Origin of the sequence: Nonomuraea sp. NPDC049504, from assembly GCF_040676845.1 — a bacterium.
Lineage (GTDB): Bacteria > Actinomycetota > Actinomycetes > Streptosporangiales > Streptosporangiaceae > Nonomuraea > Nonomuraea salmonea.
Genome location: NZ_JBFAPT010000004.1, coordinates 287,682 through 314,003 on the forward strand (window position 1 = coordinate 287,682; position 26,322 = coordinate 314,003).

The 26,322-nt window shown below is 69.7% G+C and carries 28 protein-coding genes and 2 riboswitches; of the genes, 9 read left to right on the plus strand and 19 right to left on the minus strand.

The features are described 5' to 3' along the window. Nucleotides 1-236: 236 nt before the first annotated feature. The 4 genes from AB0K28_RS10380 to AB0K28_RS10395 form a co-directional block, all read right to left on the minus strand. Nucleotides 237-569, minus strand: coding sequence for an Lsr2 family protein (locus AB0K28_RS10380; protein WP_090937978.1), 333 nt, complete (start codon nucleotides 567-569; stop codon nucleotides 237-239). A 512-nt stretch (nucleotides 570-1,081) separates the two neighbouring features. Next, nucleotides 1,082-1,570 carry an RDD family protein gene (locus AB0K28_RS10385; protein ID WP_355412607.1) on the minus strand — a complete coding sequence of 163 codons (489 nt, stop codon included), beginning with the start codon at nucleotides 1,568-1,570 and terminating at the stop codon, nucleotides 1,082-1,084. A gap of 112 nt (nucleotides 1,571-1,682) precedes the next feature. Beyond that, nucleotides 1,683-3,095, minus strand: coding sequence for an RDD family protein (locus AB0K28_RS10390; RefSeq protein WP_364367617.1), 1,413 nt, complete (start codon nucleotides 3,093-3,095; stop codon nucleotides 1,683-1,685). Nucleotides 3,096-3,180: 85 nt separating this feature from the next. Beyond that, nucleotides 3,181-3,756, minus strand: a complete 576-nt coding sequence (locus tag AB0K28_RS10395; RefSeq protein WP_355412611.1) for an amino-acid N-acetyltransferase — start codon at nucleotides 3,754-3,756, stop codon at nucleotides 3,181-3,183. A 277-nt stretch (nucleotides 3,757-4,033) separates the two neighbouring features. Continuing rightward, a riboswitch (cyclic di-AMP (ydaO/yuaA leader) is annotated at nucleotides 4,034-4,185 on the plus strand. Between the two features lie 122 nt (nucleotides 4,186-4,307). Here AB0K28_RS10395 and AB0K28_RS10400 point away from each other — a divergent pair. Then, nucleotides 4,308-5,237 (plus strand): C40 family peptidase, encoded by a 930-nt coding sequence (locus tag AB0K28_RS10400; protein WP_345392347.1) that lies wholly within the window; start codon nucleotides 4,308-4,310, stop codon nucleotides 5,235-5,237. 150 nt (nucleotides 5,238-5,387) lie between these two features. Here the strand turns inward: AB0K28_RS10400 and AB0K28_RS10405 are convergent, their stop codons facing one another. Both AB0K28_RS10405 and lysX read right to left on the minus strand, forming a co-directional pair. Next, a complete protein-coding gene (locus AB0K28_RS10405; protein ID WP_345392350.1) occupies nucleotides 5,388-5,600 on the minus strand; it encodes a LuxR C-terminal-related transcriptional regulator in 213 nt (70 codons plus the stop codon). Nucleotides 5,601-6,189: 589 nt separating this feature from the next. Then, the gene (gene lysX / locus AB0K28_RS10410) at nucleotides 6,190-7,671 is read right to left on the minus strand and encodes a bifunctional lysylphosphatidylglycerol synthetase/lysine--tRNA ligase LysX (RefSeq protein WP_364367622.1); all 1,482 of its coding nucleotides are present in this window, start codon (nucleotides 7,669-7,671) and stop codon (nucleotides 6,190-6,192) included. A gap of 144 nt (nucleotides 7,672-7,815) precedes the next feature. On the opposite strand from lysX, the gene AB0K28_RS10415 reads away from it, so the two are divergent. Further along, nucleotides 7,816-8,298 carry a hypothetical protein gene (locus tag AB0K28_RS10415; RefSeq protein ID WP_345392353.1) on the plus strand — a complete coding sequence of 161 codons (483 nt, stop codon included), beginning with the start codon at nucleotides 7,816-7,818 and terminating at the stop codon, nucleotides 8,296-8,298. A gap of 64 nt (nucleotides 8,299-8,362) precedes the next feature. Here AB0K28_RS10415 and AB0K28_RS10420 read toward each other — a convergent pair whose 3' ends face one another. The 3 genes from AB0K28_RS10420 to panC all read right to left on the minus strand — a co-directional run bounded on the left by AB0K28_RS10420 (nucleotide 8,363) and on the right by panC (nucleotide 12,599). Beyond that, the gene (locus AB0K28_RS10420; protein WP_364063997.1) at nucleotides 8,363-9,145 is read right to left on the minus strand and encodes a type III pantothenate kinase; all 783 of its coding nucleotides are present in this window, start codon (nucleotides 9,143-9,145) and stop codon (nucleotides 8,363-8,365) included. 3 nt (nucleotides 9,146-9,148) lie between these two features. Further along, nucleotides 9,149-11,674, minus strand: coding sequence for an L-aspartate oxidase (locus AB0K28_RS10425; protein WP_364367626.1), 2,526 nt, complete (start codon nucleotides 11,672-11,674; stop codon nucleotides 9,149-9,151). Nucleotides 11,675-11,750: 76 nt separating this feature from the next. Next, complete coding sequence (panC, locus tag AB0K28_RS10430) at nucleotides 11,751-12,599, minus strand: pantoate--beta-alanine ligase (RefSeq protein WP_364367629.1); 849 nt, start codon at nucleotides 12,597-12,599, stop codon at nucleotides 11,751-11,753. Between the two features lie 154 nt (nucleotides 12,600-12,753). On the opposite strand from panC, the gene AB0K28_RS10435 reads away from it, so the two are divergent. Together AB0K28_RS10435 and AB0K28_RS10440 are read left to right on the plus strand one after the other, a co-directional pair. Then, complete coding sequence (locus AB0K28_RS10435) at nucleotides 12,754-12,996, plus strand: hypothetical protein (protein ID WP_364367632.1); 243 nt, start codon at nucleotides 12,754-12,756, stop codon at nucleotides 12,994-12,996. A gap of 16 nt (nucleotides 12,997-13,012) precedes the next feature. Next, complete coding sequence (locus AB0K28_RS10440) at nucleotides 13,013-14,182, plus strand: transposase (protein ID WP_364367635.1); 1,170 nt, start codon at nucleotides 13,013-13,015, stop codon at nucleotides 14,180-14,182. Nucleotides 14,183-14,240: 58 nt separating this feature from the next. Here the strand turns inward: AB0K28_RS10440 and AB0K28_RS10445 are convergent, their stop codons facing one another. Continuing rightward, nucleotides 14,241-15,131, minus strand: coding sequence for a DUF2520 domain-containing protein (locus AB0K28_RS10445; RefSeq protein ID WP_355412625.1), 891 nt, complete (start codon nucleotides 15,129-15,131; stop codon nucleotides 14,241-14,243). Nucleotides 15,132-15,448: 317 nt separating this feature from the next. Beyond that, on the minus strand, nucleotides 15,449-15,676 hold the full coding sequence (locus AB0K28_RS10450) for a chaplin family protein (protein ID WP_345392362.1): 228 nt from the start codon (nucleotides 15,674-15,676) through the stop codon (nucleotides 15,449-15,451). 189 nt (nucleotides 15,677-15,865) lie between these two features. Here AB0K28_RS10450 and AB0K28_RS10455 point away from each other — a divergent pair, with 189 nt between their 5' ends. After that, complete coding sequence (locus AB0K28_RS10455) at nucleotides 15,866-16,828, plus strand: SAM-dependent methyltransferase (RefSeq protein ID WP_364367638.1); 963 nt, start codon at nucleotides 15,866-15,868, stop codon at nucleotides 16,826-16,828. Between the two features lie 77 nt (nucleotides 16,829-16,905). Here the strand turns inward: AB0K28_RS10455 and AB0K28_RS10460 are convergent, their stop codons facing one another. Both AB0K28_RS10460 and AB0K28_RS10465 read right to left on the minus strand, forming a co-directional pair. Beyond that, on the minus strand, nucleotides 16,906-18,102 hold the full coding sequence (locus tag AB0K28_RS10460; RefSeq protein WP_364367641.1) for a cytochrome P450: 1,197 nt from the start codon (nucleotides 18,100-18,102) through the stop codon (nucleotides 16,906-16,908). Then, on the minus strand, nucleotides 18,102-18,845 hold the full coding sequence (locus AB0K28_RS10465) for a TerC family protein (RefSeq protein ID WP_364367644.1): 744 nt from the start codon (nucleotides 18,843-18,845) through the stop codon (nucleotides 18,102-18,104). The genes AB0K28_RS10460 and AB0K28_RS10465 overlap by 1 nt, the downstream gene beginning before the upstream one ends. A 113-nt stretch (nucleotides 18,846-18,958) precedes the next feature. Beyond that, a riboswitch (SAM riboswitch) is annotated at nucleotides 18,959-19,074 on the plus strand. 44 nt (nucleotides 19,075-19,118) lie between these two features. Here AB0K28_RS10465 and AB0K28_RS10470 point away from each other — a divergent pair. Continuing rightward, a complete protein-coding gene (locus tag AB0K28_RS10470; RefSeq protein ID WP_364367647.1) occupies nucleotides 19,119-20,414 on the plus strand; it encodes an aminotransferase class V-fold PLP-dependent enzyme in 1,296 nt (431 codons plus the stop codon). A gap of 89 nt (nucleotides 20,415-20,503) precedes the next feature. On the opposite strand, the gene AB0K28_RS10475 is transcribed toward AB0K28_RS10470, so the two are convergent. After that, nucleotides 20,504-21,190 (minus strand): DoxX family protein, encoded by a 687-nt coding sequence (locus tag AB0K28_RS10475; RefSeq protein ID WP_345392374.1) that lies wholly within the window; start codon nucleotides 21,188-21,190, stop codon nucleotides 20,504-20,506. Between the two features lie 122 nt (nucleotides 21,191-21,312). On the opposite strand from AB0K28_RS10475, the gene AB0K28_RS10480 reads away from it, so the two are divergent. Genes AB0K28_RS10480 through AB0K28_RS10490 form a run of 3 tightly spaced genes read left to right on the plus strand, consistent with a single transcriptional unit; the run spans nucleotide 21,313 to nucleotide 23,760 of the window. Beyond that, nucleotides 21,313-22,458 carry an NADH-quinone oxidoreductase subunit D gene (locus AB0K28_RS10480; protein WP_364367650.1) on the plus strand — a complete coding sequence of 382 codons (1,146 nt, stop codon included), beginning with the start codon at nucleotides 21,313-21,315 and terminating at the stop codon, nucleotides 22,456-22,458. Further along, complete coding sequence (locus tag AB0K28_RS10485; protein ID WP_345392380.1) at nucleotides 22,455-23,582, plus strand: acyltransferase; 1,128 nt, start codon at nucleotides 22,455-22,457, stop codon at nucleotides 23,580-23,582. The genes AB0K28_RS10480 and AB0K28_RS10485 overlap by 4 nt, the downstream gene beginning before the upstream one ends. Beyond that, entirely contained in the window at nucleotides 23,575-23,760 is a 186-nt protein-coding gene (locus tag AB0K28_RS10490; RefSeq protein ID WP_364367653.1) for a hypothetical protein, read from the plus strand. The genes AB0K28_RS10485 and AB0K28_RS10490 overlap by 8 nt, the downstream gene beginning before the upstream one ends. Here the strand turns inward: AB0K28_RS10490 and AB0K28_RS10495 are convergent. Genes AB0K28_RS10495 through folP form a run of 5 tightly spaced genes read right to left on the minus strand, consistent with a single transcriptional unit; the run spans nucleotide 23,757 to nucleotide 26,316 of the window. Beyond that, nucleotides 23,757-24,215: a DUF3180 domain-containing protein gene (locus AB0K28_RS10495; RefSeq protein WP_364367656.1), complete on the minus strand. Its 459-nt coding sequence runs from the start codon at nucleotides 24,213-24,215 to the stop codon at nucleotides 23,757-23,759. The genes AB0K28_RS10490 and AB0K28_RS10495 overlap by 4 nt on opposite strands. Further along, a complete protein-coding gene (folK, locus tag AB0K28_RS10500; RefSeq protein WP_345392386.1) occupies nucleotides 24,212-24,715 on the minus strand; it encodes a 2-amino-4-hydroxy-6-hydroxymethyldihydropteridine diphosphokinase in 504 nt (167 codons plus the stop codon). The genes AB0K28_RS10495 and folK overlap by 4 nt, the downstream gene beginning before the upstream one ends. Then, nucleotides 24,712-25,077, minus strand: a complete 366-nt coding sequence (folB, locus tag AB0K28_RS10505; RefSeq protein ID WP_345392389.1) for a dihydroneopterin aldolase — start codon at nucleotides 25,075-25,077, stop codon at nucleotides 24,712-24,714. Before folB ends, folK begins: the two co-directional genes overlap by 4 nt. Beyond that, the gene (locus AB0K28_RS10510) at nucleotides 25,067-25,513 is read right to left on the minus strand and encodes a nuclear transport factor 2 family protein (RefSeq protein ID WP_345392392.1); all 447 of its coding nucleotides are present in this window, start codon (nucleotides 25,511-25,513) and stop codon (nucleotides 25,067-25,069) included. The genes folB and AB0K28_RS10510 overlap by 11 nt, the downstream gene beginning before the upstream one ends. Continuing rightward, on the minus strand, nucleotides 25,510-26,316 hold the full coding sequence (gene folP, locus AB0K28_RS10515) for a dihydropteroate synthase (RefSeq protein WP_364368023.1): 807 nt from the start codon (nucleotides 26,314-26,316) through the stop codon (nucleotides 25,510-25,512). The genes AB0K28_RS10510 and folP overlap by 4 nt, the downstream gene beginning before the upstream one ends. Nucleotides 26,317-26,322: the final 6 nt, after the last annotated feature.

A 26,322-nucleotide genomic window follows, 5' to 3' on the forward strand; every position in this document is an offset into this window, starting at 1 on the left:
CGGCTTTCGGCGCGCGCTCGCCCGCATAACGCGGCCCCGGCCGGAAACCGCCGGAAACCGGCGCCGGGGATGGCCAGTGAACGCGCGCGCCCAAAACGCCCACATTTGGGCGCCTTAGGAGATCATCCTCCACCGGAGTCCGGATTCGCGGGACGCCGGGGAAACGATCATGCGCTTATGGCGGCCGCCGGGGTCCAAGGCGAACATCATAAGCGCATGGTCGAGTGACGGGCTTGTCAGTGAGCGGCCTCGTACTTCTCCACGACGGTGGAGGCGATGCGGCCGCGCTCGCTGACGGGCAGGCCGTGGGCCTTGGCCCACTGACGGATCTCCGAGCTCTTCTCCCGGCTCATCGCACGGCTGCCGCCGCGACCGCGGCGACGCGTGGATACGGCGCCCGCCCTGCGCGCGTGCTGCACGAAAGGCGTGAGAGCGTCCCTCAGCTTCTTCGCGTTAAGGTCGCTGAGGTCAATCTCATAGGAGGAGCCGTCAATAGCGAAGCTGACCGTCTCATTGGCCTCGCCCCCATCGAGGTCATCGATGAGAATCTCCTGGATCTGCTTGGCCATGTACGCAATCCTTTCGCGGAGCATTGTTTCATTCGCCTGCCCAAACATATACCCGGAAAGGCGTGGAGACAATTCAGCGCTACGGGGATTCGGCTGACTAGCCGATCAGTTCTGCCGCTCGGGCTGATCCTCGCGGTTTCGGCGGCCCCCCAGAGCCTCGGAGCGGACCAACTTCACTACGCCAAAGATGAAGGCGCCGGCCACCACCAGAGGGGGGATGAGCGCTGACAATACGTCCGTTAGGGCTTCCATTCGTCCTTCGCCTCCACGGCTAGCGGGGTTTCGGGGGCGCTTAAAGCGCTCGGCGCGCCGCCACGGGAGCCCGGCTCCTCATGACGCGCGGGCGATGACCACCCGTACCCGACCATAGCGGCACACAGATGCCCTGCGTGTCGCAGGGGCGCCATCATCCGGCAACCCGGACGCCCCATAGCCTAATGCCAGTCTCTCCAGGCTCCTTACCGGATCAACCGAAAATTTTACGAAAAGACATCGCCCCAGGTACGCCGGTCTCACCGAAGATCTTTTACCACCCGCGTTCCCGCCACCCTGTCGTGCGGCCCCCGCTCCAGCGGCTTGTCCATGAGGATGAGCAGCCCCACGCCGAAGAGCAGCATTCCGGCCACCAGATTGACCACCGGAATGCCCATGAGCATCAGCGGCGCCGGATAGACCAGCGACCGTTTCAGCAGCGTACGGGGCGGCCGGTCGTCCGGCGCCAGGCGAATCCGCATGATCGCCTTACCGAACGTGCGCCCGCGCCGTGAATGAGCCCACCAGTCGTAACCGGCATAAGCGAACCCGGCCACCGCCCATCCGATCACCCCGGGCAGCCGGCCACCGAACACCTCCGACATCCCGACAGTCCGCAAGAAGCCCCACAGCGCAATGAACAGAATGTAATAGAAGACCCCGAAGACGAGCGCTTCAATGAAGCGGGCGGCCAGGCGTTCCCACCATTCAGCGGGGCGGGCCTGCGGTCCTGGTGGTGTCCCGGCCATATCTCCCACCTCACGTGTTCGCGGCGCACGGGGACTCTGACCATTTTCACCGGGGGACCCGGACATAACACAAGGGCCGGCGCAGAGCCGGCCCTTGTGTCGCCCTGAAGGGCTACCTGACCTTGACGACCACGGTCTTGCCGAACTTGTCGCCGAACGTCTGGTGCAGCGGCTTGTCCCAGAGCTGCGACGCGCCGTTGAGCGCGTAGATGAGCCCCGCGATCATGGGGCCCAGGATCGGCACCCAGTAGAAGATGTAGCCGCCCACCGTCAGCAGGGCGCGCTTGAGTGCGACGTCGGTCGGCACGCCGTCGGGCTGCAGCTGCCCGCCGACCTGGACGACCTTGATGCCCAGCGCCATCTTGCCGACGGTCTGGCCCTTCATCTTCGTCAGCAGGAAGTCGTAGAGCAGATAGACGATGGTGACGACGATCGAGACGACCACGTAGTACAGGATCCCGAAGGTCAGCCCGCTCGTGAGGCCCGTGATCGAGCTGTAGGAGGGGTACAGCGGCGCCAGCAGGAGCTGCACCACGTACATGACGATGCCGAAGATGACGCCGTCGAGGAGCCTGGCGAGCAGGCGCTGCCACCACTCGGCGAGCGGCGCGGGCGCACCGGGCGGCTGGACGCCGACCGGCTGGCCGTAGGGCTGCCCGTAGCCGGGCTGCTGGCCGTAGCCGCCCTGGCCGTACGGCTGGGGCTGCCCGTAGCCGGGCTGCTGGCCGTACTGCTGCTGGGGGTCGTAGCCCTGCTGGCCGTAGGCCTGCTGCCCGTAACCGGGCTGCGACTGCTGCTGCTGGCCGTAACCCTGCTGCTGCCCGTAGGCCTGCTGGGCGTCGTAGCCCTGCTGGCCGTAGCCCGGCTGGGACTGCTGCTGCTGACCGTAGCCCTGCTGGCCGGACGGGGGCTGCTGGCCGTAGCCCTGCTGCTGGCCGTAGCCCTGCTGCTGGCCATAGCCGGGCTGGGACGGCGGCTGCTGCCCGTAACCCTGCTGCTGCTGGCCATAGCCCTGCTGGGGGTCATAACCCTGCTGCTGCCCGTAGCCGGGCTGCGACGGGGGCTGCTGTCCGTACTGGGGCTGCTGGCCATAGCCCGGCTGGGACTGCTGCTGCTGGCCGTAGCCCTGCTGTTGCTGGGGGTCGTAGCCCTGCTGTTGCTGAGGGTCGTAGCCCTGCTGCTGCTGCTGGGGGTCGTAGCCCTGCTGGGGGTAGCCCTGCTGGCCGTAACCGGGCTGCGACTGCTGCTGCTGGCCGTAGCCTTGCTGGCCGTACTGGGGTTGCTGGCCGTATGAGGGCGGCTGCTGGCCGTACTGGGGTTGCTGCTGGCCATAGCCGTACTGTTGTTGTTGCTGTCCGTACTGGGGCTGCTGCCCGTAGGCATCGTCCGCCCGGTAGCCGACCACAGTGACGTCCGGGTCGGGCTCGCCGGGGTGGCGGCCCGCGTTCTGCTGCCCGTAAGGGGTGCCGGGTGCAGAGTTCTCGCCGGATTCGTCCTGTGGATACGGCGGCTGTCCGGTGCTCACCGTGTCACCTCGCTTCGAGTGCGCATGTGGCACGTGTCAGGACACATGCCTGTGCTGCCCAACGTATCGACATAGGTATCAACAATCACCTTTCCATCTGGTCAAGGTCCGCGTCACCCGATGTCAGATGCAGCAGCATGCGGGTGTTGCCCAGGGTGTTCGGTTTGACGTGTTCCAGGTCGAGGAACTCCGCGACACCCTCGTCGTACGAGGCCAGCAGTTCGGCGTACACCTCGGGTGAGACCGGCGTGCCCTGAATCTGGCGAAAGCCCAGTCTTGCGAAGAAGTCGACCTCAAAAGTCAGACAGAATACACGCCGCAGACCTAGATCATTCGCCTGCTGTATCAGCGCCGAGACGATCCGATGGCCGACGCCCATGCCACGGCACTGCGGGTCCACGGCCACGGTACGGACCTCGGCGAGGTCCTCCCAGAGCACGTGGAGCGCACCGCAACCGACGACCTGCCCGCCCCGTTCGGCCACCCAGAACTCCTGTACGTCCTCGTACAGGGTGACGGTGGCCTTCTTCAGGAGCCGCGAGCCCGAGCCCGCCCCCGCGTAGGTGTCCACAAGCCTCCTGATGTCCCGCACATCGGGCGTGCGGGCGCGCCGGACCACCACCGCGGTCTCAGCTGTTGTCAGTTCGGCCACCTGCTCCATGGCCCTCCAGGGTACAGATGTCATTACGGCTCGGCCCTAACTCCCACGTCTCGGCCCATGCTGTTACAACTCGTGCTCATCCGAGCACGAGCTCTGAGCAGGCCCGCGAGTCACCAGATCGAGCGGCAAATCCGTCATAAGTTGCGTTTCGTACGGCCAGGCACGAGATCACCTTGTGACTCTTCGGTTGTGAAACCTCTACAGAGTCGGCAGTTCTGGTTGAGCACGAACCCGGAGTGCATTAGTGTCCAGCGACGATGTTCCCCGCGTGTCGCGCGCGGGCGACACGCCTAATCCTCCGCGAGGAGGAGCCGGGGAACCGCCGGTGACGCCCCCCAGCGCCACCATCGGGGTGAATCCGCAACGTCCGGTAGGGCTGCTCCGGCCCGAACCCGTCAGCTAACCCGGCAGGCGTCGACGAGAGGAGCTGGTTGGTGAAGCGCACGCGCAGGCGTGAGAGGACGATCGCGGGCAAGCACGCCCGCCCTCCGCAACGTGCCTCCCGGCGGTCGCGTCTGCTCGGTGTAATAAGTGTCACACTGGCCACCTTTTTGGTCGCCGCCCCCGTCGGCTCGGCGTCCGCCGACCCCAAGCCCTCGCTCCAAGACCTCGCCAAGCAGGTCGAGAAGATGCACACCGAGATCGAGACGCTGGCCGAGGAGTACAACAGCCAGCGGGAGAAGCTCAAGAGCGCCAAGCGGGCCGCTGACGCCGCGAAGAAGACGCTGGCCACCAGCGAGGCCGACCTCGCCGCCAAGCGCGCCAAGGCCGCCGCACTGGCCGAGAACGCCTACATCACCGGCGGCCTCAGCCGCGCCCTCGCCTTCGCCACCTCCGACGACCCCGACGAGTTCCTCGACCGCGCCGCCACCACGTACGTGCTGCAGCAGCAGCAGGGCGAGGCCGTCAACCAGGTCACCAAGGCCAGGGAGGCCGCCGAGCGGGCCAAGGCGGGCGCCGCGACCCGCATCAAGGAGGTCGAGAAGCTCATCTCCGACCTCGACGGCAAGCGCGACAAGATCACCAAGCTGGTCACCAAGGTCGAGAGCAACCTCTTCAGGCGGGCGCTCGGCGAGGCGGGCCGGCCCGGCACCCGGGCCCAGCGCGTCAACCTGCCCATCGTGGGCAGCGGCAAGGCCGCCCAGGCCGCCAGGTGGGCGCTCACGCAGCAGCTCAAGCCGTACGTGTGGGGCGCAGAAGGCCCCAGCTCCTACGACTGCAGCGGCCTCGTCATGGCCGCGTACCAGCAGGTCGGCATCTCGCTGCCGCACTACACCGGCAGCCAGTGGACGGCGGGCCGCCACATCGACCGCTCCGAGCTGCGCCCAGGCGACCTCGTGTTCTTCTACAGCGACCTGCACCACGTGGGCATCTACCTCGGCGGCGGCATGATGGTGCACGCCCCGCGGACCGGCGACGTCGTCCGCATCGCCTCGATCGAGCGGCGGCCCTTCGCCGGCGCGGTGCGCATCGCCGACTGAGCCGCCCCGACTGGAGCCGCCCCCGATCGAGCCCGCCCCGACTGGAGCCGCCCCAACCGAGCCCGCCCCGATAGGAGCCGCCCTGCGAGGTCCGCAGAAGGCCCTACAGGGGCCCGCAGGGCCCGCCCCACACGAGCCCGTCGCCGGTGATCAGATCAGCTGGCGGCGGGCAGCCCAGGCCACGGCCTCGATCGCCGTGGCGACGCCGATGCGGTCGCAGATGCCCCGCAGTCTCCGGCGTACGGTACGGCCGCTGATGTCCAGCCGTCTCCCCACCCGGTCGACCGTGACCCCTTTCGCCAGCTCCGACAGCAATGCGAGGTCCGCATGGCTGAGTTCAACACCTTCAGTGAGCACTTCCATCGGGAGCCCTCCCCCCCAACAGCAGAACGTGGGCCTCTCGACCGGACCCAGGTTGCTCCTCGCAGACCGTAAACGCATTCTGGAAAGGTCGTCAAGCATGACAACCGTGTGGCTTGACCAGCACTATTGACATGATCCGAAATATGTGACGCCCTGGCGATAAAGCACTACAGAACGCCGCCGATTAAGCAGCCCACACAACGCGAAAATCGGCGCTGAACGCCTTTCGATCTTTCTCATCGCACCCATGAGAAGCCGCCCGGCCGACGTACGGGCAGCACGACGGAACGGCCGGTCGGCGAGGTGTTCCAGGGCGGCGCGGCCTCGTCGCGGGCCGGCTCGCGACGGCTCGCGACGGCCGCCCCTGGCCACGCGGCGGAGCCGCCCGCACCTGCGCGCCCGACCCGCCTGCGGGCCTGCGAACTTGACCAGGTGCTTACAGACGATCAAATGTCGGAAAGCGGGCCGACCAGAATGCGGTTCGGCGCAGGCGTCCAGAAGTGCCCTGACCGCGCACGCGAAACGGCGGCGCCGCCCTCAGGGCAGCGCCGCCGCACATGTGCTCAGTGGCTGGGCTCAGTGGCTGGACTCAGTGGCTGGGCTTGACCAGCGGGAACAGAATGGTCTCGCGGATGTTCTTGCCGGTGAAGGCCATGATCATCCGGTCGATGCCGGCGCCCATGCCCCCGGTCGGCGGCATGGCGTATTCGAGCGCCTGCAGGAAGTCCTCGTCGAGCTGCATGGCCTCGAGGTCGCCGCCGGCGGCCAGTAGCGACTGCTCGACCAGCCGGCGCCGCTGCTCGATCGGGTCGATCAGCTCGGAGTAGGCGGTGCCGAGCTCGGTGCCGAACCCGATGAGGTCCCACTTCTCGGTCAGCAGCGGGTTGTCGCGGTGCTGGCGGGTCAGCGGCGAGGTCTCCAGCGGATAGTCCATGACGAACGTCGGCTGCACCAGCGTGTGCTCGACCAGCGCCTCGAACAGCTCCTGCACGAGCTTGCCCGAGCCCCACTTCGGGTCCCAGTGGACCTCGCGGCGGTCGGCCAGCTTGCGCAGCTCCTCAAGGGTGGTGGAGGTGGTGATCTCCTCGCCCACGGCCTGCGAGACCGCGCCGTAGAGCGTGATGCGCGGCCACTCGGCGATGCCGAGGTCGATCTCCTGCCCGTCGTGCACGACCACCGTGGTGTCGAGTGCGGCCACCACGGCCTTCTGGTACATGCGCTGGGTCAGGTCGGCCATGTCGTTGTAGTCGAGGTAGGTGCCGTAGGCCTCGAGCATCGTGAACTCGGGGTTGTGGGTCGAGTCGGCGCCTTCGTTGCGGAAGTTCCGGTTGATCTCGAAGACCTTCTCGATGCCGCCCACCACGAGCCGCTTGAGATAGAGCTCGATCGCGATGCGAAGGTAGAGCTCCATGTCGTAGGCGTTGATGTGGGTCTTGAACGGCCTGGCCGCCGCGCCGCCGTGGATCGGCTGCAGCATCGGCGTCTCGACCTCGAGGTAGCCCTCTTCGTGCCAGAAGTCGCGCACCGCGCGCACGGTGGCGCTGCGGACCCGGGCCATCTTCCTGGCCTCGTCGTTGACGATGAGGTCGACGTAGCGCTGGCGCACCCGCGCCTCGGGGTCGGTGAGGCCGATGTGCTTCTCCGGCAGCGGGCGCAGGCACTTGGCGGTGATCTGCCAGCTGTCGGCCAGGATGGACAGCTCGCCGCGCCGCGAGGTGATGACCTCGCCGCTCACGCCGACGTGGTCACCGAGGTCGACGTCGCGCTTCCAGCTCGCCAGCGACTCCTCGCCCACCTTGTCGAGGGAGATCATCACCTGCAGGTCGCCGCCTCCGTCGCGGAGGGTGGCGAAGCAGAGCTTGCCGCCCACGCGGTTGAGCATGACGCGCCCCGCGACCGCGACCCTGTCGCCGGTCGAGGTGTCGGGCTCCAGGCCCTGGTATTTCTCCCTGACCTCGGCGTTGGTGGCCGTGCGTGGGAAATTCACCGGGTAAGGGTCGACGCCCTCGCTGCGAAGGCGGTCGAGCTTCTCCCTCCGGATGCGCATCTGCTCGGGAAGTTCGTCGCTCACAACATCAAAGGGTAGGGGATATGGCGAACTGCAAGGGCTCGTCGGCCTGCTGTAGATCCTCTGCAAGAGTCCTGGCTTACCAATATCTCACGAGCTCAGGGGGGAGCCGGTAGGGAGCCGGCCCAGGGAGCTCAAGGAGAGAAGATGTTCAAGAAGATCGCCACAGGGCTCCTGGCCGCCGCCGCGACGACCGCTCTCGCCCTGTCACTTCCCACCGCCGCTCAGGCTTCCAGCTTCGACCACCACCGGGACTCCTCCGACAGCTGGGGCCCCGTCCACGCCAAGTTCGGCCTGGCCAAGGCCGAGGGCTGGATCGGCGTCGACTGGAACCGGCGCGGCACCCACAACGAGGTCAGCGTCGCCGGCCGCCTCTACGACCGCGACAACCGCACCTACCGCCGCGGCGGCAAGTGCGCGTTCGTCACCTTCCAGGCCCGCGAGTTCCGCAGCGGCTGGGACACGGTCTACACCGACAAGTACTGCGGCTACCCCGGCTTCGAGCGCTTCCGCTTCGAGGTCGAGGACGTCTCGGCCGTGCGGGTGAAGGTCTGCCAGGCCGGCCCGCAGCGCAACGCGTGGCCGACGAACTGCGGCCGCTGGGACTACATCTACTCCGCCCGCCACTGACCGTGGCAGGCACACGAGCGGCCCCCCGCATCGGCGGGGGGCCGCTCTTTCACGTGTACGGGGGTCAGCCGGCGTTCCTGTGGTAGATCAGCCGCAGCCCGATGAGGGTCAGCCACGGCTCGTGCACGTCGATCGAGCGCGACTCGCCCACCACGAGCGCCGCGTGGCCGCCGGTGGCCACCACGGTGACGTCGTCGGGGTCGTCGGCGAGCTCGGCGGCCATGCGCTCGACGATGCCGTCCACCTGGCCCGCGAAGCCGTAGATGATGCCGGCCTGCAGCGCCTCGACGGTGTTCTTGGCGATCACCGAGCGCGGCCTGACCAGCTCGACCTTGTGCAGCTGGGCTCCGGCCGCGGCCAGGGCGTCCACGGAGATCTCGATGCCGGGCGCGGTGACCGCCCCGACGTACTCGCCCTTGGCGGAGACCGCGTCGAACGAGGTCGCGGTGCCGAAGTCGACGATGATGCAGGGGCCGCCGTACTGGTCGATGGCGGCCAGCGCGTTCACGATGCGGTCGCTGCCGACCTCTTTGGGGTTGTCCATGCGTACGGGCACGCCGGTGCGGATGCCCGGCTCCACGATCACCGCGGTCACGTCGCCGTAGTAGCGGCGGCACATCTCGCGCATCTCGTTGAGCACGCTCGGCACGGTGGAACAGATGGCGATGCCGTCGACGTCGGCCCCCTTGAGCAGTGGCGACTGGGCCAGCAGCCCCTGGAGGACGACCGCGATCTCGTCGGCGGTGCGGCGGGCGTCGGTGGCGAGCCGCCAATGCTCGATGACGTCCTCGCCCTCGAACAGTCCCAGCACCGTGTGCGTGTTGCCGACGTCGATCGTGAGCAGCATCAATTACCCCCGCAGATCCAGTGCGATGTCCAGGGCCGGCGCTGAGTGCGTTAGCGCTCCCACCGCAAGGTAGTCGACGCCAGTGTCCGCCACATCACGGGCCGATTCCAAGGTCAATCCCCCACTCGCCTCAAGAGCAACCCTGTTTTTCGCCCGATTTTTCACGACTTGTACGGCACGCGCGGTGTCCTCGACCGTGAAGTTGTCCAGCAGGATCAGCTCCGCGCCCTCGTCGAGCACCGGGTCGAGCTGGTCCAGCCGGTCGATCTCCACCTCGATCGGCAGGTCCGGGTACCGCTCCCTGACCGCCCTGAACGCCTCGGCCACGCCTCCCGCCGCCACCACGTGGTTGTCCTTGATCAGCGCCGCGTCCGACAGCGACATCCGGTGGTTCACGCCGCCGCCGCAGCGCACCGCGTACTTCTCCAGCGCCCGCAGCCCCGGCAGCGTCTTGCGGCTGTCGCGCACCCGCGCGCCCGTGCCGTCGATCTCCTCCACCCAGCGGCCGGTCAGCGTGGCCACCCCGGACAGGTGGGTGAGCAGGTTGAGCGCGGTGCGCTCGGCCGTCAGCAGCCCGCGCACCGGGCCCTCCAGCGTCATCAGCACGTCGCCCGCCCTGACCCGCTCGCCGTCCTTGGCCGCCCGCTCGGCCCGCGCCGCGCCCAGCCGGACGAACACCGCCTCGGCCACCGCCAGCCCGGCCACCACGCCGTCCTTACGCGCCACCACGTCGGCGACCGCCCGCTGCTCCGCCGGGATCGTGGCCAGGCTCGTCACGTCGCCCGCCTCCTGGAGGTCCTCGTCCAAGGCGCGGGTGATCAGCGCGTCCACCTCGGCCGGGTCGAGCCCGGCCGCCGTCAGCTCCTGCGCCAGGCGCGCGGGCATCGTGTCCTCGTGCGGCGTGTACGTCATGCGCAGCCCCTCCTCGGTCAGCGTCACGTCCAGGTGGCCGAGCCACTCGTTGTCGTCGCGTACGTCGTGGTCCTCGCGCCAGTGCGAGCCGCGCGTCTCCAGCCGGGCCGCCGCCGCACCGGTGAGCGCGGTGGCCACCGTGAGCAGGTTCGTGGCCTCCCACGACTCGGTACGCGGCGGCACCGCCACCGGCGTCCACCGGGCGTCGCGCAGTGCCCTGGCGGTCTCCATGAGCGACTCGCGGCTGCGCAGCACGCTCGCGCCCGCGCTCATGTGGGCCTGGATCCTGGACCTGACCCGGGGGTCCACCAGCCCCTCCTGGGCGGTGGCGGGCACCGGGTCGCCGGGCGACGGGCGTACGGCGTGGATGTCCTCCGCGATGCGCTCGGCGAAGACGAGCCCTTCGAGCAGCGAGTTGGAGGCCAGCCGGTTCGCGCCGTGCACGCCGGTGCAGGCGACCTCGCCGCAGGCGTACAGGCCGTCGATGCTGGTACGGCCCCGCAGGTCCGTACGGACGCCGCCGCTGGCGTAGTGGGCCGCGGGCGCGACCGGGATGGGCTCGGTCACCGGGTCGATGCCGTGCTCGCGGCAGGCCGCGTAGATCGTCGGGAAGCGCGTCTCCCACATCTCGCGGCCGAAGTGGCGGCCGTCGAGGTAGACGTGCTCGCGCCCGGTCTCGCGCATCCTGCGGGTGATGGCCTTGGTCACGACGTCGCGCGGCGCGAGGTCGGCCAGCTCATGCACGCCGGTCATGAACCGCTCGCCCTCGTGGTCGATGAGGAAGGCCCCCTCGCCCCTGACCGCCTCGGAGATGAGCGGCTGCTGCCCGGTCGAGCCCGCGCCCAGCCAGAGCACGGTGGGGTGGAACTGGACGAACTCGATGTCGCGCACCACCGCACCCGCGCGCAGCGCGAGCGCGACGCCGTCGGCGGTGGAGACGACCGGGTTGGTGGTGACCGCGTAGACCTGGCCCATGCCGCCGGTGGCCAGCACCACCGCCCTGGCGTGCACCGCGCCCACGCCGTCGCGCGCTCCCTCGCCCATCACGTGCAGGGTCACGCCCCTGGCCCGGCCCTGGGCGTCCTTGATCAGGTCGAGCACCAGGGCGTGCTCGATGACCTCGATCGAGCCGGCGCGCACCGCCTCGACCAGGGCCCGCTGCACCTCGGCGCCCGTGGCGTCGCCGCCGGCGTGCACGATCCTGCGCCGCCGGTGCCCGCCCTCCCTGCCGAGCTGGAGCTCTCCGTCACCGGTGCGGTCGAACCGCGCGCCCCTGTCCATCAGCCGCCGCAGCGCTCCCGGGCCGTCGGTGACGAGCGTGCGCACCGCCCGTACATCGCACAGCCCCACCCCTGCGACCAGCGTGTCGTTCAGGTGTTCCTCGGGGGTGTCATGCGGGTCGAGCACGGCGGCGATGCCGCCCTGCGCCCAGCGGGTCGAGCCGGACGACAGGCCGTCCTTGGTGACGACCAGAACCTTGGCCGCCGGCTCCAGCTCGGCGTAGCGCAGGGCCACGGTCAGGCCCGCGACGCCGGAGCCCACGACGACCACGTCCGCGTCCACGGTCCAGCCCGGGTCGGGAGCGGTCAGACGCAGGGGAATCGCCGGTGCACTCATGGGGGTCTCCTCACTGAGGCGATTTCGTCACTATGACGATAACGCCTGGGCGCGCGTGAGCATGCCCCGGGGGTGGTCAGGACGGACGGTCGGCCGGGCCCAGCGTGAGGGTGACGTTGTCGATCAGCCGGGTGCTCCCCACCCTGGCCGCCACCGCGAGCACGGCCAGCCCCTCGAAGTCGTCATCGACCTCGCCGAACGTGGCCGGATCGACCAGCGCCAGGTAGTCGAGGTCGAGCGCGGGACCCGCCGCGTCGAGCAGCTTGCGCGCCTCCGCCCTGATCTCGTCGGGCGTGAACTGCGCGGCGCCGGCCCGCAGCGCCCGCGACAGCGCCAGGGCGACCTGCCGGTCGTCCTCCGACAGGTAGCGGTTGCGGCTGGACAGGGCCAGGCCGTCGGGCTCGCGTACGGTGGGGGCGCCGAGGATCTCGATGGGCAGGTCGAGGTCGGCGACCATGCGGCGGATGAGCGCGAGCTGCTGGGCGTCCTTCTGCCCGAAGACCGCGAGGTCGGGCTGCACCAGGTTGAACAGCTTGAGCACGACCGTCAGCACGCCGTCGAAGTGCCCCGGGCGCGCGGCCCCCTCGACGACGCGGCCCATCTCGCCGGAGGAGACGGCGACCTGGCGGTCGGGCGGATACATGTCATCGGCGGAGGGGTGGAAGACAACCTCGACGCCTTCGGCCCGGCACACGTCCAGATCGGCATCGAATGTACGGGGATAGCGCGAAAAATCCTCATTAGGGCCGAACTGCAGAGGATTGACGAAAATGCTGACCACGACCTGATCGGCGCGCACCCGGGCCTGCCTGATCAGTGACCGGTGCCCCTCGTGGAGCGCGCCCATGGTGGGCACCAGCGCCACCGTGCCACCACGGCGCGCCTTGACCAGGTCCTCCCGGTTTCTGGCGACGATCAGCTCCATCAGAGTCTCCCGAGGGGACCGTCGCCTTTAGGCGACGGGGGAATGGGGAGCGGGAGGGCCGTCAAGGCTCGGGCGTGCAGTGATCTGTCAGGTCCGCGCATCAGAGATCTCCGTTCATCGCGCATTGGATGGATGACACTGTTTCTATGACCGTGTGACTCGTCAGGTGCGCACTTCCCCAGGCGCGGCGTACGACCTCGGATACCACGTGGTGTGGTGCCCAAAATACCGCCGCCCGGTCCTCGGCGGACGGGTGAAGGACCTGCGTTTCCGGTTGCCCACGCTGTGGTCGCGGTCCTGCTTGGTGGCCATGGTCGGCGCTGTGTCGGCCGAGACGGTGCGGCGCTGCATCGAGACGCAGTATGAGCGGGCACCCAAGGCGGGTGGCCGTGCGTAGGTCTTACAAGTTCCTCATGCGTCCGACCGCGCACCAGCGGATCGCGCTCACCGCGTGCCTGGACGACCACCGCGCCCTGTACAACGCGGCGCTTGAGGAGCGGCGTGAGGCGTACAGACGGTCCAAGGTGTCGATCCGGTACGGCGACCAGTCCGCCCAGCTGAAGGAGATCCGCGCCGACGACCCCGATCAGGCGCGCTGGTCGTTCTCCTCTCAGCAGGCGACCCTGCGCCGCCTGGACAAGGCGTTTCGCGCGTTCTTCGGCCGCGTCAAGGCCGGTCGCACTCCGGGCTTTCCGCGTTTGAAGGGCCGGGGCTGGTTCGACACGGTTGAGTGGCCCAAGGACGGCGATGGCTGCCGCTGGAACTCCCAGCCCGAGCATCCGTCCGCCACGTTTGTCCGCCTTCAAGGTGCCGGGCATGTCCGTGTCCACCGGCACCGCCCGGTGCGGGGCCGGGTGAAGACGATCAGCGTGAAGCGGGAAGGCTCCCGCTGGTTCGTCGTCTTGTCGTGCGACGACGTGCCCGCCGAGATCCTGCCCGCCACGGGTGCGGTCGTCGGCGTGGACATGGGCGTGGCGTCGTTCTTGACCACCTCGGATGGCGAGCAGGTCGGCAACCCTCGACACCTCACGGCGTCCGCCGGGAAGCCGGCAACCGCTCAGCGGGACCTGGCCCGTAAAAAGCGCGGGTCCACGCGCCGCCGTAAGGCGGTCGCCCGCGTCGCGGCCCTGCACGGCAAGGTCCGGCGTCAACGACTCGACGGCGCGCACAAGGCTGCGAACGCCCTGATCCGCGACTACGACATGATCGTGCACGAGGACCTGCGGATCACGAACATGACCAAGAGTCCGGCCCCGAAGCCGGATGGCGAGGGCGGGTTCCTGCCCAACCGCGCGGCGGCCAAGGCCGGACTGAACAAGAGCATCCTGGACGCGGGCTGGGGGGTGTTCCTGACGGTCCTCGCGCACAAGGCTGAAAGCGCCGGTCGAGAGCTGATCGCGGTGAACCCCGCCGGCACCTCCCGCACGTGTGCCCGTTGCGGGCACTGCGCGAAGGACGATCGTCTCACCCAGGCATCGTTCGTCTGTACGGCGTGCGGTCATGCCGCGCACGCCGACGTGAACGCGGCCGTCAACATTCTCAGGGCAGGGCTTGCCCTTCGCCAGGCTGCGCAAGCGGCTTAGCGAGAAGCCGCTCCCTCCAGGGAGCGGAGGAGTCACAACAGCCCTCCGAACGCGACGGTCAGGTCCATATATTGCCCCCCAGTGCGTCGAGCAGCCGCTCCGCCTCCTCCGGCTTGAGCAGCCCGGCCGCCAGCGCGCGGTCGGCCGTGAGCCTGGCCAGCGCGATGTAGGCGTCGGCCGCCTCGGGCGCGGCCAGGATGAGCGCGTCGACGTGTTTGCGTACGGTGCCGGCGTCTCCCCTGACGACGGGACCGGTCAGGCCCGCGATGCCGAGCCGCAGCACGTTGTCGAGCGCGGCGCCGAGCAGCGGGCCCAGCATCCGGCCTGGATGCTCGACCCCGATGCCGCGCAGCAGGTCGCCCGACTCGGCGATGAGCGTGACCATGTGGTTGGCGGCGCCGGCCAGGGCCGCGTGGTAGAGCGGGCGGTCGGAGTCGGCGATCCAGACCGGCTCGCCGCCCATCTCGATCACCAGCGCCTCGGCGACCGGCCGCAGCACGTCGGGGGCGGTCACGCCGTAGGAGATGCCGGTGAGCTTGTTGAGGTCGTCGTCGCGGCCCGTGAACGTCATCACCGGGTGCAGCGCCAGCGGCAGCGCGCCCGCCTCGGCCGCCGGGTCGAGCACCGACAGACCGTACGCCCCGCTGGTGTGGACGAGCATCTTGCCCCGCAGGTCGGCGCCCGTGCTGGCCAGGCCGCCGACCAGATCGGGCAGCGCGTCGTCGGGCACGGTGAGCAGGATCAGCTGCGCCGCCGCCACCACCTCGTCGGGCCTGGACGGCGAGACGCCGAGGCGCTCGGCCGCCCATCGCTGGGAGTTGTCGGAAACGCCGCTGGCGGCCACCACCCGGTGGCCCGCCTGCGCGAGCGCCGCGCCGAGTGCGGAGCCCACCTTGCCGGCCCCCAGCACGCCGACGGTCAGCCGTGCCGGGCGGTCCCCTGCGTCCATGACGTCTCACCCCTGACCAACGTGATGGCACTGCCGACCAGGGTAACGGCCTCGGGGAGTGGCGAGCGTGACCGGAGATTTGCCGCGCGTTGAGTTACCGACAAAAGGGACAAGGGCATGCGAATGGGTGCACCCCCTGTCGGAAGAGATGAGGAGAGGGGCCATCGCAGAAAGGCAGCGGGCGCCGAGTCCTCTGTGGACCCGACGCCCGCGATCGCGCTGACCCCTTGGGAGTGCGCCGGCCGGTCATCCGCCGACTGACCAGCCGGGACATGAACCCGGGCCGGCCTGCGCCGGCCCGGGCTCTATGAGTGCGGTCAGTGGTGGCTGGGCGCGTAGGCGTTGGCACCGCCCTTGCAGCCCGCGACCGCGAGGCCGATGACGGCGACCGCGTTGCCGCAGACGTTGATCGGGGCGACGATCGGGACGTGGAGCTGGTTGCCGGAGATAACGCCGCCGGTGCCGTTGGTGATGTCGGCGTGCGCCGGGGCGGCCAGCGACAGCATGGCGACGGCTCCGGTGACGACCATGACCTTCTTCAGCACGAGGGCTCCTCTCTTTCGCGGCCTGCACGACCGCGGGGTGCTTCTTCGGCGAGTGAAGGCCGCACCGCCCGATGGTCGACGCAGGGCAATCACTCGATAACAACAGGTAAACGCTAGCGCAAGATTGCGACATTGAGTAGTCATTCAATGACAGTGCGTCGCGATGGGAAGTCATGAGATAGTCCAGGCATGTGGCTCACATGGCGCGCGGCGACGGAGCGCGCGCTGTACGGCGAGGAGGGCTTCTACCTCCGCGAACGCCCCTCGGGCCACTTCCGCACCTCCGTCAGCGCGTCCCCGGCCTTCGCCGAGGCGGTGCTGGCGCTGCTCGCGGAAGTGGACGCCGAGCTGGGCAAACCCGACGCGCTTGACCTGGTCGACATCGGGGCGGGCGAGGGCGTGCTGGTCGCCGAGGTCCTCGAACGCGCCGAGCCCGCGCTGCGCGACCGGCTGCGCGTCACGGCGATCGACCTGTCGCCCAGGCCCGCCGGCCTGCCCGAGGAGATCGCCTGGTCGAGAGAGCTGCCGTGCTGCTTCACCGGGCTGGCCGTCGCCAACGAGTGGCTCGACAACGTGCCGCTCGACGTGGTCGAGCAGACCGCCGACGGGCCCCGGGTGGTGATGGTGGAGGTGCACACCGGCGAGGAGCGCCTGGGCGGGCCGCTGCGGCCGGCCGACCGGGAGTGGCTCGACCGGTGGTGGCCGCTGACACGGATGGGGGCGCGGGCCGAGGTCGGCAGGCCGCGTGACGAGGCGTGGGCGTCCGTTCTCGTCCGTCTCACCAGGGGCCGGGCGATCGCCATCGATTATGCACATCCTGTGGATAACCGTCCGCCCTGTGGAACGCTGACCGGATACCGGGACGGGTCGGTCGTGACCCCCGTACCCGACGGGAGCTGCGACATCACCGCACACGTCGCACTCGACGCGTGCGCCGAGGCCGGGCGGCGGGCCGGCGCGATATCCACAGCCTTGTCCACACAGCGCGAGGCGCTGCGCGAGCTGGGGCTGACCGGCGCGCGGCCGCCCCTCGACCTGGCCCGCACCGATCCGCGCCGCTACCTTCGCGCGCTCGCGCGGGCCTCGGAGGAGGGCGAGCTGCTGGAGGCGACCGGGCTCGGGGGCTTCGGCTGGCTCAGCCAGACCAAGTGACCCTCGCCGCCACGCCCCGGCGAAGCCCGGCCGGGAGCGTCCGCCGCTTCAGGCGGCGACGGTGATCGTTCACGCCTTCATGCGGGGGTGGCCGTCAGGTTCAGCGCGTGGAGGCCGCGGATGACGTAGCCCGGCTTCCATTCGGGCTCTTCCCGCAGCTCCAGCTTCGACGTGCGGTCGAGCAGGGCGCCGAACGACTCCGCCAGCTCGATCCTGGCCAGCGGCGCGCCCAGGCAGAAGTGGATGCCGGCGCCGAACGAGATGTGCGGATTGTCGGCGCGGCCCACGTCGAGCCGGTCAGGGTCGGCGAACACCTCGGGGTCCCTGTTGGCCGAGCCGAACAGCAGGGCCACCTCCGAGCCGCGCGGGATGCGTACGCCGTGCACCTCGATGTCCTCAAGCACCCACCGCTCGAACATCTGCAGCGGCGTGTCCCACCGCATCAGCTCCTCGACCGCGGTGGGCAGCAGCGAGCGGTCGGCGCGCAGCCTGGCCAGCTCGGCCGGGTTGCGGAACAACGACCACCAGCCGTTGCCCGTCACGTTCACGGTGGCCTCGTGACCGGCGTTGAGCAGCAGCACGCAGGTGCCGACCAGCTCGTCCTCGGTCAGCTCGCCGATCTGGGTGAGCGCGCTGACGAGGTCGTCGCCGGGGTTGGCGCGCCGGTCGGCGGCCAGGGCCTTGAGGTAGTCGGAGAACTCCGTGGCCGCGCGCACGGCGGTGTGCTGGGCCTCCAGGGTGGGGTTGAGCTCGTACATGCCGCAGATGTCGGCCGACCAGGGGCGCAGCAGGTGGCGGTCACCGTCGGGGATGCCGAGCATCTCCGCGATGACGGTGACCGGCAGCGGCTCGGCGACCTCGGCGATGAGGTCGCCGCCGCCCTTCTCCACGTACGCATCCACGAGCTCGCCCGCCATGGCCCTGACGCGGGGCCGCAGCGACTCGACCATGCGCGGCGTGAACGCCTTGGAGACCAGCCGGCGCAACCGCGTGTGCACCGGCGGCTCCACGTCGAGCATGCCCGCCCTGATCACGCGCCAGAACGGCTCCTGGAACTCCGGCTCAGCCGGCCTGCCGAACTCCTCGTGGCCTGCCACGTGCAGGTACGAGCGGCCCAGGCGGCGATCCCTGAGCAGCGCGTTGACGTCGGCGTGCCGGGAGATCAGCCATTGGCCCGTCGGCTCGAAGTAGCTGACGGGCGCCTCGCGCCGCAGCTCCTCGTAGACGCGGTACGGGTACGCCACGAATTCCGGATTCCAAGGATCAAAGCCCACTATTTCATCTTAGAAGCGGACGCCTCCCTCTTCGCGTTCCTGCTCCGCACCCGGATGTTGAGCAGCTCGACCACGACGGAGAACGCCATCGCGAAGTAGATGTAGCCCTTGGGGATGTGCTGGTCGAGACCCTCGGCCACGAGCATCACGCCGATGAGCACCAGGAACGCCAGCGCCAGCATCTTGATCGTGGGGTGGCTGTCCACGAACCGGCTGATCGGCCCGGACGCGAACAGCATCACGACCACGGCCACCACGACCGCCGCGATCATGACGCCGAGCTCGTCCACCATGCCGACCGCGGTGATCACCGAGTCGAGCGAGAACACGATGTCCAGCACCATGATCTGCAGGATCACGGAGGTGAAGGAGACGGCCGCGGGCTTCTTGCCGTCCTTGTCGTGAGGCGCCTCCATGTTGTGGTGGATCTCGGTGACGCTCTTGCCCAGCAGGAACAGGCCGCCGAACAGCAGGATCAGGTCACGTCCCGAAATCTCATGACCGAGGACCTCGAACAACGGCTCGGTGAGCTGCACCACCCACGACAGCCCCAGCAGCAGGAGCAGCCGGCTGACGAGTGCCGCGCCCAGGCCGAGCACGCGGGCCCGGTCGCGCTGCTCGGGTGGCAGCTTCCCGGCGAGGATGGAGATGAAGATGATGTTGTCGATCCCCAGCACGATCTCCAGGGCGACCAGGGTTAAAAAGCCGATCCAGATCTGCGGATCGGCCACCCAGTCGAGCATCGGGTACCTCCATGACTCGAGGGCAGGCGGGTTTCCGGTAGCAACGAGCCGGAGGCCGCAGAAGTTCACGGCTTGCGATTTCCGCCCGGGTGTCGGTTATAGTTCCCCTCGTAGGTCATGAGTGCCAGCGTCAAGCCCCGGCTAGCTGGCCGGCAACCCTCGCGTCCGCGGCGGGGTGCCCCGGGTGAAGACCTGGTCCGTCACGAGGTGTGGCGGGCAAGCGCGGGCTCCTCGGCTGCTTCCAGGGGTCCGATGACCCCGAGGAGGTTCGCCGTGTCCACTCTGACGATCTTCAGCAACGCCCGCGCCGCCGAGGAGACCCCGGCGCCCGCCACGCAGGCCCGGCCGATCCCCGCCGTCCTGGGCGCCGACCTCGAAGTGCCGGTCAAGGGCGGCCGCCTGGTCGGCTACGCCAACCTCGACTACGCCGCCAGCGCCCCCTGTCTCGAGCCGGTCAGCGCCGCCGTCACCGCCGCGCTCCCGGCCTACTCCAGCGTCCACCGCGGCGCCGGCTACGCCTCCCAGCTCACCACCGCCAGGTACGAGCAGGCCCGCCACACCGTACGCGCCTTCGTCGGCGCCCGCCCCGACGACGCGGTGATCTTCACCCGCAACACCACCGACGCCACGAACCTGCTGGCCGGCTGCCTGCCCGAAGGCACCACCACGGTCGTCTTCGACACCGAGCACCACGCCTCCCTGCTGCCCTGGCCGAACGCGGTCCGGCTGGCCCCGCCCGCTTTCCCCGGCGAGGCCGTGCGCGCCGCCGACGAGACGCTCGCCGCCATCGAAGGGCCCAAGCTGCTCGTCGTCACCGCCGCCTCCAACGTCACCGGCGAGCTGTGGCCCATCGCCGCCCTGGCCCACATCGCGCACCGGCACGGCGCGCGGATCCTGGTGGACGCGGCGCAGCTCGTACCGCATCGGCAGCTCAACCTGACCGCGCTCGACCTCGACTACGTGGCCTTCTCCGGCCACAAGCTGTACGCGCCGTTCGGCGCGGGCGCGCTGGTCGGGCGGCGGGACTGGCTGGCCGCGGGCGAGCCGTACCTCAAGGGCGGCGGCGCCGTCCGCTCGGTCGGCGAGAGCGCCGCGAACGTCGAGTGGCACGACGACCCCGAGCCGCGCCACGAGGCGGGCACCCCCAACGTGCTGGGCGCCATCGCGCTGGCCGCGGCCTGCGACGCGCTGACCGCGACCGGCTGGACCGAGCTGGTGCGCGAGGAGGAGCGGCTGATCGCGCGGCTGCGTGCCGGGCTGGCCTCCATCGACGGGGTACGCGAGCTGTCCCTGTGGGGTCCCGACCACCCCCGGGTCGGCATCGTGTCGTTCACCGTGGCCGGGTACTCGGCGCGGGAGGTGGCCGAGGTGCTGTCCGGCGAGTACGGCATCGGGGTGCGCGACGGGAAGTTCTGCGCGCACCCGTTCGTCCGTCATCTGCTGGGCGCCTCCGACGGCGGCTGCGAGGACGGCACCGCGTCCGCCGTGCGGGCCTCGATCGGCATCGGCACGACGCAGGAACACGTGGACCGGCTGGTGTCGGCCCTGCGCGACCTGGTCGCACGCTGACGCCCAGCGGCCTCACCGAGCGGCCTTTCCGGGCGGCCTTTCCGGGCGGCCTTTCCGGGCGGCCTTTCCGGGCGGCCCGTCCGCCGGGCTCAGCGGTTCGGTGGCTTACGGTGCTGGGGCGGCTCGTCGGCGACCAGGGAGTCGATCTCCCGCATGTCCTCGTCGTTGAGCCGGCTCTGCCGCGGCTCCTGCTGGGGCGCGCCCGGCTGCCTGGGGACGTCGGGCGGCTCCTCGGTGGTGGACCGGGCGGGCGTGGTGGGCCCGCCGTAGGAGCCGGTGTCCGTGGTGCCGTAAGAGCCCGTGGTGGTGTCCGTCCTGTTCGGCCGGTACGACACCAGGTCCTCCTCGGCGGCCCGGCGGTCGTGCCGCCGCCGGAACATCGACGACAGGATGCCGTCGATCCCGATGCGCCCGCCGCCCAGTGCCAGGAACAGCAGACAGAGCGCGCCGAGCGCCGCCGCGAGCTCCCAGCCGCCTTCCTGCACCATGATGCCCTTGTCCCAGTGCGCGAAGATGATCGCGCCCAGCATGTTGAGCAGCAGCAGCAGCGCCACAGGGCGGACCGCCAGCCCGATGATCAGCAGCACCCCGCCGATGAGCTCGACGACCATGGCGTACCCGGCGGCCAGCTCGGGCATCGGGATGCCCATCTCGCCGAATCCGCTCGCGATCGCGGAGTGCCCGCCCTGCCACTTCTGCCAGCCGTGCGCGACGAAAATCACGCCGGTGATGACGCGCGCGATCAGGGCCGCGATGTCGAAGAGAACTCTCTTCATGGTCCTATCTCCCCCCGTTCCAGCTATTCCTCCCCCTGTCCGGCTATGGGATGTCATCGCATGCCATCTCTTGACCAACCCCCTAGCTGGATCACCAGCGACGACGGTGGCAGCATGGCCGTATGACGGAACGTGTGGTCGGAATCGGCGCGGGCGCGAAAGAGCTGGCCACCGAGGACATGATCCTCAACATCGGGCCGCAACACCCCTCCACCCACGGCGTGCTGCGGCTGCGGCTGACGCTCGACGGCGAGCGCATCGCCACCGCCGAGCCGATCATCGGCTACATGCACCGGGGCGCGGAGAAGCTGTTCGAGGTGCGCGACTACCGTCAGATCATCATGCTCGCCAACCGGCACGACTGGCTGTCGGGGTTCGCGAACGAGCTTGGCGTGGTCATCGCCGCCGAGCGCATGCTGGGCATGGAACCGCCGGTGCGCGCCGTCTGGGCCCGCACGCTGCTCGCCGAGCTCAACCGGGTGCTCAACCATCTGATGTTCCTCGGCTCCTACCCGCTTGAGCTGGGCGCGATGACGCCGCTGTTCTACTCCTTCAACGAGCGCGAGCGCATCCAGGCCGTCATGGAGGAGATCTCCGGCGGGCGCATGCACTACATGTTCAACCGGGTCGGCGGGCTCAAGGAGGACCTGCCGCTGGGCTGGCTCGACCGGGTGTCGGCGGCCGTCGCGGAGACCCGCCGCCGGGTGCCCGACATCGAGAACCTCATCCTGCACAACGAGATCTTCATCGCCCGCACCAAGGGGGTGGGGGTGCTGACCCGGGAGCAGATCCTGCAGTACGGCGTCAGCGGCCCCATCGCCCGTGCCTCCGGGGTGGACATCGACCTGCGGCGCGACGATCCGTACCTGGCCTATGGGGAGCTGCCGGTGAAGGTCGTCACGCGGAGCGCGGGCGACTGCCACGCGCGCTTCGAGGTGCTGCTCGACCAGCTCAAGGTCTCGCTCGACCTGGCCGAGGTCTGCGTCGAGCGGCTGCGCTCGCTGCCGCCTGGGCCGATCAACCAGCGGCTGCCCAAGGTGCTGAAGGTGCCGGAGGGGCACACGTACGCGTGGACCGAGAACCCGCTCGGCATCAACGGCTACTACCTGGTCTCCAAGGGCGACAAGACGCCGTGGCGGCTCAAGCTGCGCTCGGCGTCGTACAGCAACATCCAGGTGCTGCGGGAGATCCTGCCCGGGCACCTGGTGGCCGACATGGTGGCCATCCTCGGCTCGATGTTCTTCGTCGTGGGTGACATCGACAAGTGAGCGGGCAACAACGGGACAAATACGTCGACTGGCTGCGGGCGCTCAGCCTGATCGTCGTGGTGGTCTGGCACTGGGCGTTCACCATCCTCGAATGGAAGCCGCACGGCCCCGAGCCGACCAGCCCGCTCGGCTTCACCTCAGGGTTATGGATTCTCACCTGGCTGCTGCAGGTGCTGCCGCTGTTCTTCTACGTCGGCGGGCACGTGCACCTGCTGTCGTGGCGGCGGGCCAAGGGGCGCGGGACCGGCATCGGGGCGTTCGTGCTGCGGCGCATCCGCGCGCTCGCCTTACCCGCGCTGTTCCTGTCCGGGGTGTGGGTCGTCATCGGGGCGGTGGTGACGTACACGTTCGGGGTGGACTGGATGTGGCGGGTGGTGCTGCTGGTGCTCAGCCCGCTGTGGTTCCTCGGCGTCTACCTCGTGCTCATCGCGCTGCTGCCGGTCGCGCTGTGGGTGCACCGCCGCTACGACGTGCTCGCGCTGATCTGGCTCGGCGGCACGGCGCTCGTCGTGGACGTGCTGCGCTTCCGCTACGGCATCGAGTGGGCCGGCTGGCTCAACATGATCGTCGTCTGGGGCCTCGCCCACCAGGCCGGCTTCTTCTACGACCGGGTCGTGGAGCTGCCGCGCCGCTACGACGCCGCCCTGCTGTGGACCGGGCTGTTCGCCCTGTTCGGGCTGGTGTACTCGGGCATCTACCCCGGCTCGATGGTCGGCGTGCCGGGCGACAAGTGGTCGAACATGGCACCGCCCACGTTCGTCATCGTCGCGCTGCTGCTGTTCCAGATCGGGCTCGTCGAGGTGCTGCGCCCGGCCATGGAGCAGGTGCTGGAGCGGCCGCGCTGGCGGCGGCTCAACGACTTCATCAACCGGTACTCGCTACCGCTGTTCCTCTTCCACACCACCGGCATGGCCATCTCGCTGGGCCTGTCGTGGTGGCTCTTCGGCACGCTCGGCGACCAGATCCCGCCCGACCTGAAATGGTGGCTCGAACGCCCGATCGCCATCATCGGGCCGCTGATCTGCACCACTCCGGTCATCTACCTCTTCGGCCGGCGCCGGGCTTCCGTCCGGCAAACGCAGGACAAGGGTGTCGGCGGATCCATAAGCTCGACGCATGGCTGAGATCGCCTTCCGGGCCAACGCCGAAGACGAACGGATCATCCGTACCGCGTTGCGGGAAGGTGAACGGCCCAGCGACGTGCTGCGTCGCGCACTGCGCCTGCTGCAGCGGGAGATGTGGCACGACCGCCTCGCCGCCGCCGAGCAGCGGGCCGTGGAGGGCCTGCCCGACGAGCGCTAGCGGCGCTCCTCGTCCTCCGGCTTCTTCGGCACCCGGCAGCAGTGCTCCAAGTAGAGGGCCGCGCAGACGAGCAGCACGCAGGAGACGAACGAGCCGGTCGAGATGAAGAACTCGCCGCGCGGCGTCTCCCTGTCGAGGAGCTGCACCGTGTGGAGCGCGAAGCCGGCGAAGACGCCGCCGAACACCGCGCCCGCGTACGCCGACGCCTTGCCCAGCGCCGCCAGCCTGGCCACCGCGAGCGGCTCGACCGGCTTGGTGCCCGGCTTGCGGGCGAGCCTGGCCTTGGTGGCCCAGCCGCTGTAGCCCTCGCCGAGCGCCAGCAGGAGCAGGGTGGGGATGGCGGTCCACGGCAGCAGCGGCAGCCTGCCGTAGTCGCTCATCATGATCGCCGCCCAGGTGGCGAGGGCGACGACGACCAGGATGCCGACGAGGGGGCCGGGGGACGTGGGCTTCAATCGGGCCTCTGCAGCTTGAGATCCTCGCGCAGGCGTACGCCTCGCCGGTCGAGCCCTTCGAGCAGCCCCGCCACCGCGCCCTTGCCGGGCAGCACCCCCTCGGGGTCGCAGTCGGCCCACGGCACCAGCACGAACGCCCGCTCGTGCGCCCGGGGATGCGGCAGCGTCAGCTCGGGGTCGTCGGAGACGACGTCGCCCACCACGATCAGGTCGATGTCGAGAGTGCGCGGGCCCCAGCGTTCGAGGCGCTCACGACCGAACGCGTTCTCCACGCCCAGCGCCCGCTCCAGCAGCGTCTGCGGCTCCAGCGTGGTCTCCGCGATGACGATCGCGTTGAGGTAGGGCCGCTGCCCGCCCGGACCGCCCACCGGGTCGGTCTCATAGACCGGGGACGCCTTGACGAACTCCAGGCCAGGCGCGTCGAACAGGGTGTCCAGCGCGTCCTGCAAGGTCGTGAACCTGCGTCCCAGGTTGCTGCCGAGAGAGAGGACCACCTTCATCCGCGGCTCCGCTCGATGGTCACGATCACGTCGTCGAACGGCACCGGGATCGGCGCCGCCGGTTTGTGCACGCTCACCTCGGCCTTGTGCACCAGCTCGTTGGCCAGGCACACGTCGGCGAGCCGCTGCGCGAGCGTCTCGATCAGCTCGACCGGCTCGCCCTCCACCACCGCGGCCAGCGCCTGCGCCAGCTCCCCGTAGTGGACCGTCTTGGTGAGGTCGTCGCCGGCCGCCGCCGGCGCGGTGTCGAGGAACAGCGTCGCGTCCACCACGAACTCCTGCCCGAGCTCACGCTCGGCAGCGAGCACGCCGTGCCGGCCCCGGGCGCGCAGGCCCTTGAGGGTGATGCGGTCAGCGCTCAAGCTCGCCTTCCTCCTCCTCGTCGTCGTCGGCCTGCAGCACCGGCGACCCGTGGTGCATCCACAACCGCCAGCCCTGCGCGGTGCGGATGTAGACGTTGCTGGCCACCACCTTGCCCGCGGCGAAGCTGGCCTCACCCTCCTCCCCCGCGGTCAGGATGTTCTCCACACAGGTCAGCACGGCCACGTCACCCAGCACCGTCGTGTTGACGTCGGTCAGCACGAACTGGATGTAGGTGGTGTTGGCCATGATCAGGGCCCACGACCGCAGCACCTCGGAGCGGCCCGACAGCAGGGTCCAGCCCGGGTGTACGCAACTCACCTGGTCGTCGGTGGTGTCCTCGGCCCAGATCTCGGTCATCTTGTCCAGGTCGCCGCTCTCGATGGCGGTGTAGAACTCCTGGTTGACCGTCTCGATGGCGGCGGTGTCGACGCTCATGTGCCTGCTCCGGCTCTCTTCCATGCGGCGGCCACGCGCACGGCATCGGCATTGGGACCTACTTCGTGCACGCGTACGCACCAGGCTCCGGCGTGCGCGGCCAGTGCGGTCACGGCCAGCGTGGCGTCGTCGCTGCGACTGAACGGCCGGGGCGTGCCGTCGGGTTCGGCCAGCAGGCGCCCCAGGAACCGTTTACGTGAAGCCCCGATGAGCAGCGGGAAGCCGAGCTCCGCGAGTTGCGGGATGCCGGCCAGCACCGCCCAGTTGTGTTCGGCGTTCTTGGCGAAGCCCAGGCCCGGGTCGAGCACGATCTGCTCCTCCGTGACGCCCTCCGCCATCACCAGATCGACCCGCTTGCTCAGCTCTTCGCGCACCTCCGTCACCACGTCGGTGTAGACGGCGCGGGACTCCATGTCGTGGCTGTGCCCCCGCCAGTGCATCACCACGTAGGAGACGCCGGTGTCGGCCACCACGCGCGGCATCTCCGGGTCGGCCAGGCCGCCGCTGACGTCGTTGACGAGCCGCGCGCCCGCCTCGACCGCCGCCCGCGCCACCTCGGCCCGCATCGTGTCGACGCTGACCACCACGCCGTCGGCGGCCAGCGCCCTGATCACCGGGACGACCCTGGCCAGCTCTTCGTCCAGCGGCACCCGGGCCGCGCCAGGGCGGGTGGACTCGCCGCCCACGTCGACGATGTCGGCCCCCTGATTCACCAGGTCGAGGCCGTGCTGGACGGCGGCGTCGGCGCCGAACCACTTGCCGCCGTCAGAGAACGAGTCGGGCGTCACGTTGACCACACCCATGACGAG

Excerpts from the sequence above, each read along its gene's own strand:
- AB0K28_RS10380 (WP_090937978.1), bottom strand. The coding sequence starts at position 569 with ATGGCCAAGCAGATCCAGGAGATTCTCATCGATGACCTCGATGGGGGC.
- AB0K28_RS10385 (WP_355412607.1), bottom strand. The coding sequence starts at position 1,570 with ATGGCCGGGACACCACCAGGACCGCAGGCCCGCCCCGCTGAATGGTGG.
- AB0K28_RS10395 (WP_355412611.1), bottom strand. The coding sequence starts at position 3,756 with ATGGAGCAGGTGGCCGAACTGACAACAGCTGAGACCGCGGTGGTGGTC.
- AB0K28_RS10405 (WP_345392350.1), bottom strand. The coding sequence starts at position 5,600 with ATGGAAGTGCTCACTGAAGGTGTTGAACTCAGCCATGCGGACCTCGCA.
- AB0K28_RS10415 (WP_345392353.1), top strand. The coding sequence starts at position 7,816 with ATGTTCAAGAAGATCGCCACAGGGCTCCTGGCCGCCGCCGCGACGACC.
- AB0K28_RS10420 (WP_364063997.1), bottom strand. The coding sequence starts at position 9,145 with ATGCTGCTCACGATCGACGTCGGCAACACGCACACGGTGCTGGGACTG.
- AB0K28_RS10425 (WP_364367626.1), bottom strand. The coding sequence starts at position 11,674 with ATGAGTGCACCGGCGATTCCCCTGCGTCTGACCGCTCCCGACCCGGGC.
- panC (WP_364367629.1), bottom strand. The coding sequence starts at position 12,599 with ATGGAGCTGATCGTCGCCAGAAACCGGGAGGACCTGGTCAAGGCGCGC.
- AB0K28_RS10440 (WP_364367635.1), top strand. The coding sequence starts at position 13,013 with ATGCGTCCGACCGCGCACCAGCGGATCGCGCTCACCGCGTGCCTGGAC.
- AB0K28_RS10445 (WP_355412625.1), bottom strand. The coding sequence starts at position 15,131 with ATGGACGCAGGGGACCGCCCGGCACGGCTGACCGTCGGCGTGCTGGGG.
- AB0K28_RS10455 (WP_364367638.1), top strand. The coding sequence starts at position 15,866 with ATGTGGCTCACATGGCGCGCGGCGACGGAGCGCGCGCTGTACGGCGAG.
- AB0K28_RS10465 (WP_364367644.1), bottom strand. The coding sequence starts at position 18,845 with ATGCTCGACTGGGTGGCCGATCCGCAGATCTGGATCGGCTTTTTAACC.
- AB0K28_RS10475 (WP_345392374.1), bottom strand. The coding sequence starts at position 21,190 with ATGAAGAGAGTTCTCTTCGACATCGCGGCCCTGATCGCGCGCGTCATC.
- AB0K28_RS10480 (WP_364367650.1), top strand. The coding sequence starts at position 21,313 with ATGACGGAACGTGTGGTCGGAATCGGCGCGGGCGCGAAAGAGCTGGCC.
- AB0K28_RS10490 (WP_364367653.1), top strand. The coding sequence starts at position 23,575 with ATGGCTGAGATCGCCTTCCGGGCCAACGCCGAAGACGAACGGATCATC.
- folK (WP_345392386.1), bottom strand. The coding sequence starts at position 24,715 with ATGAAGGTGGTCCTCTCTCTCGGCAGCAACCTGGGACGCAGGTTCACG.
- AB0K28_RS10510 (WP_345392392.1), bottom strand. The coding sequence starts at position 25,513 with ATGAGCGTCGACACCGCCGCCATCGAGACGGTCAACCAGGAGTTCTAC.
- folP (WP_364368023.1), bottom strand. The coding sequence starts at position 26,316 with ATGGGTGTGGTCAACGTGACGCCCGACTCGTTCTCTGACGGCGGCAAG.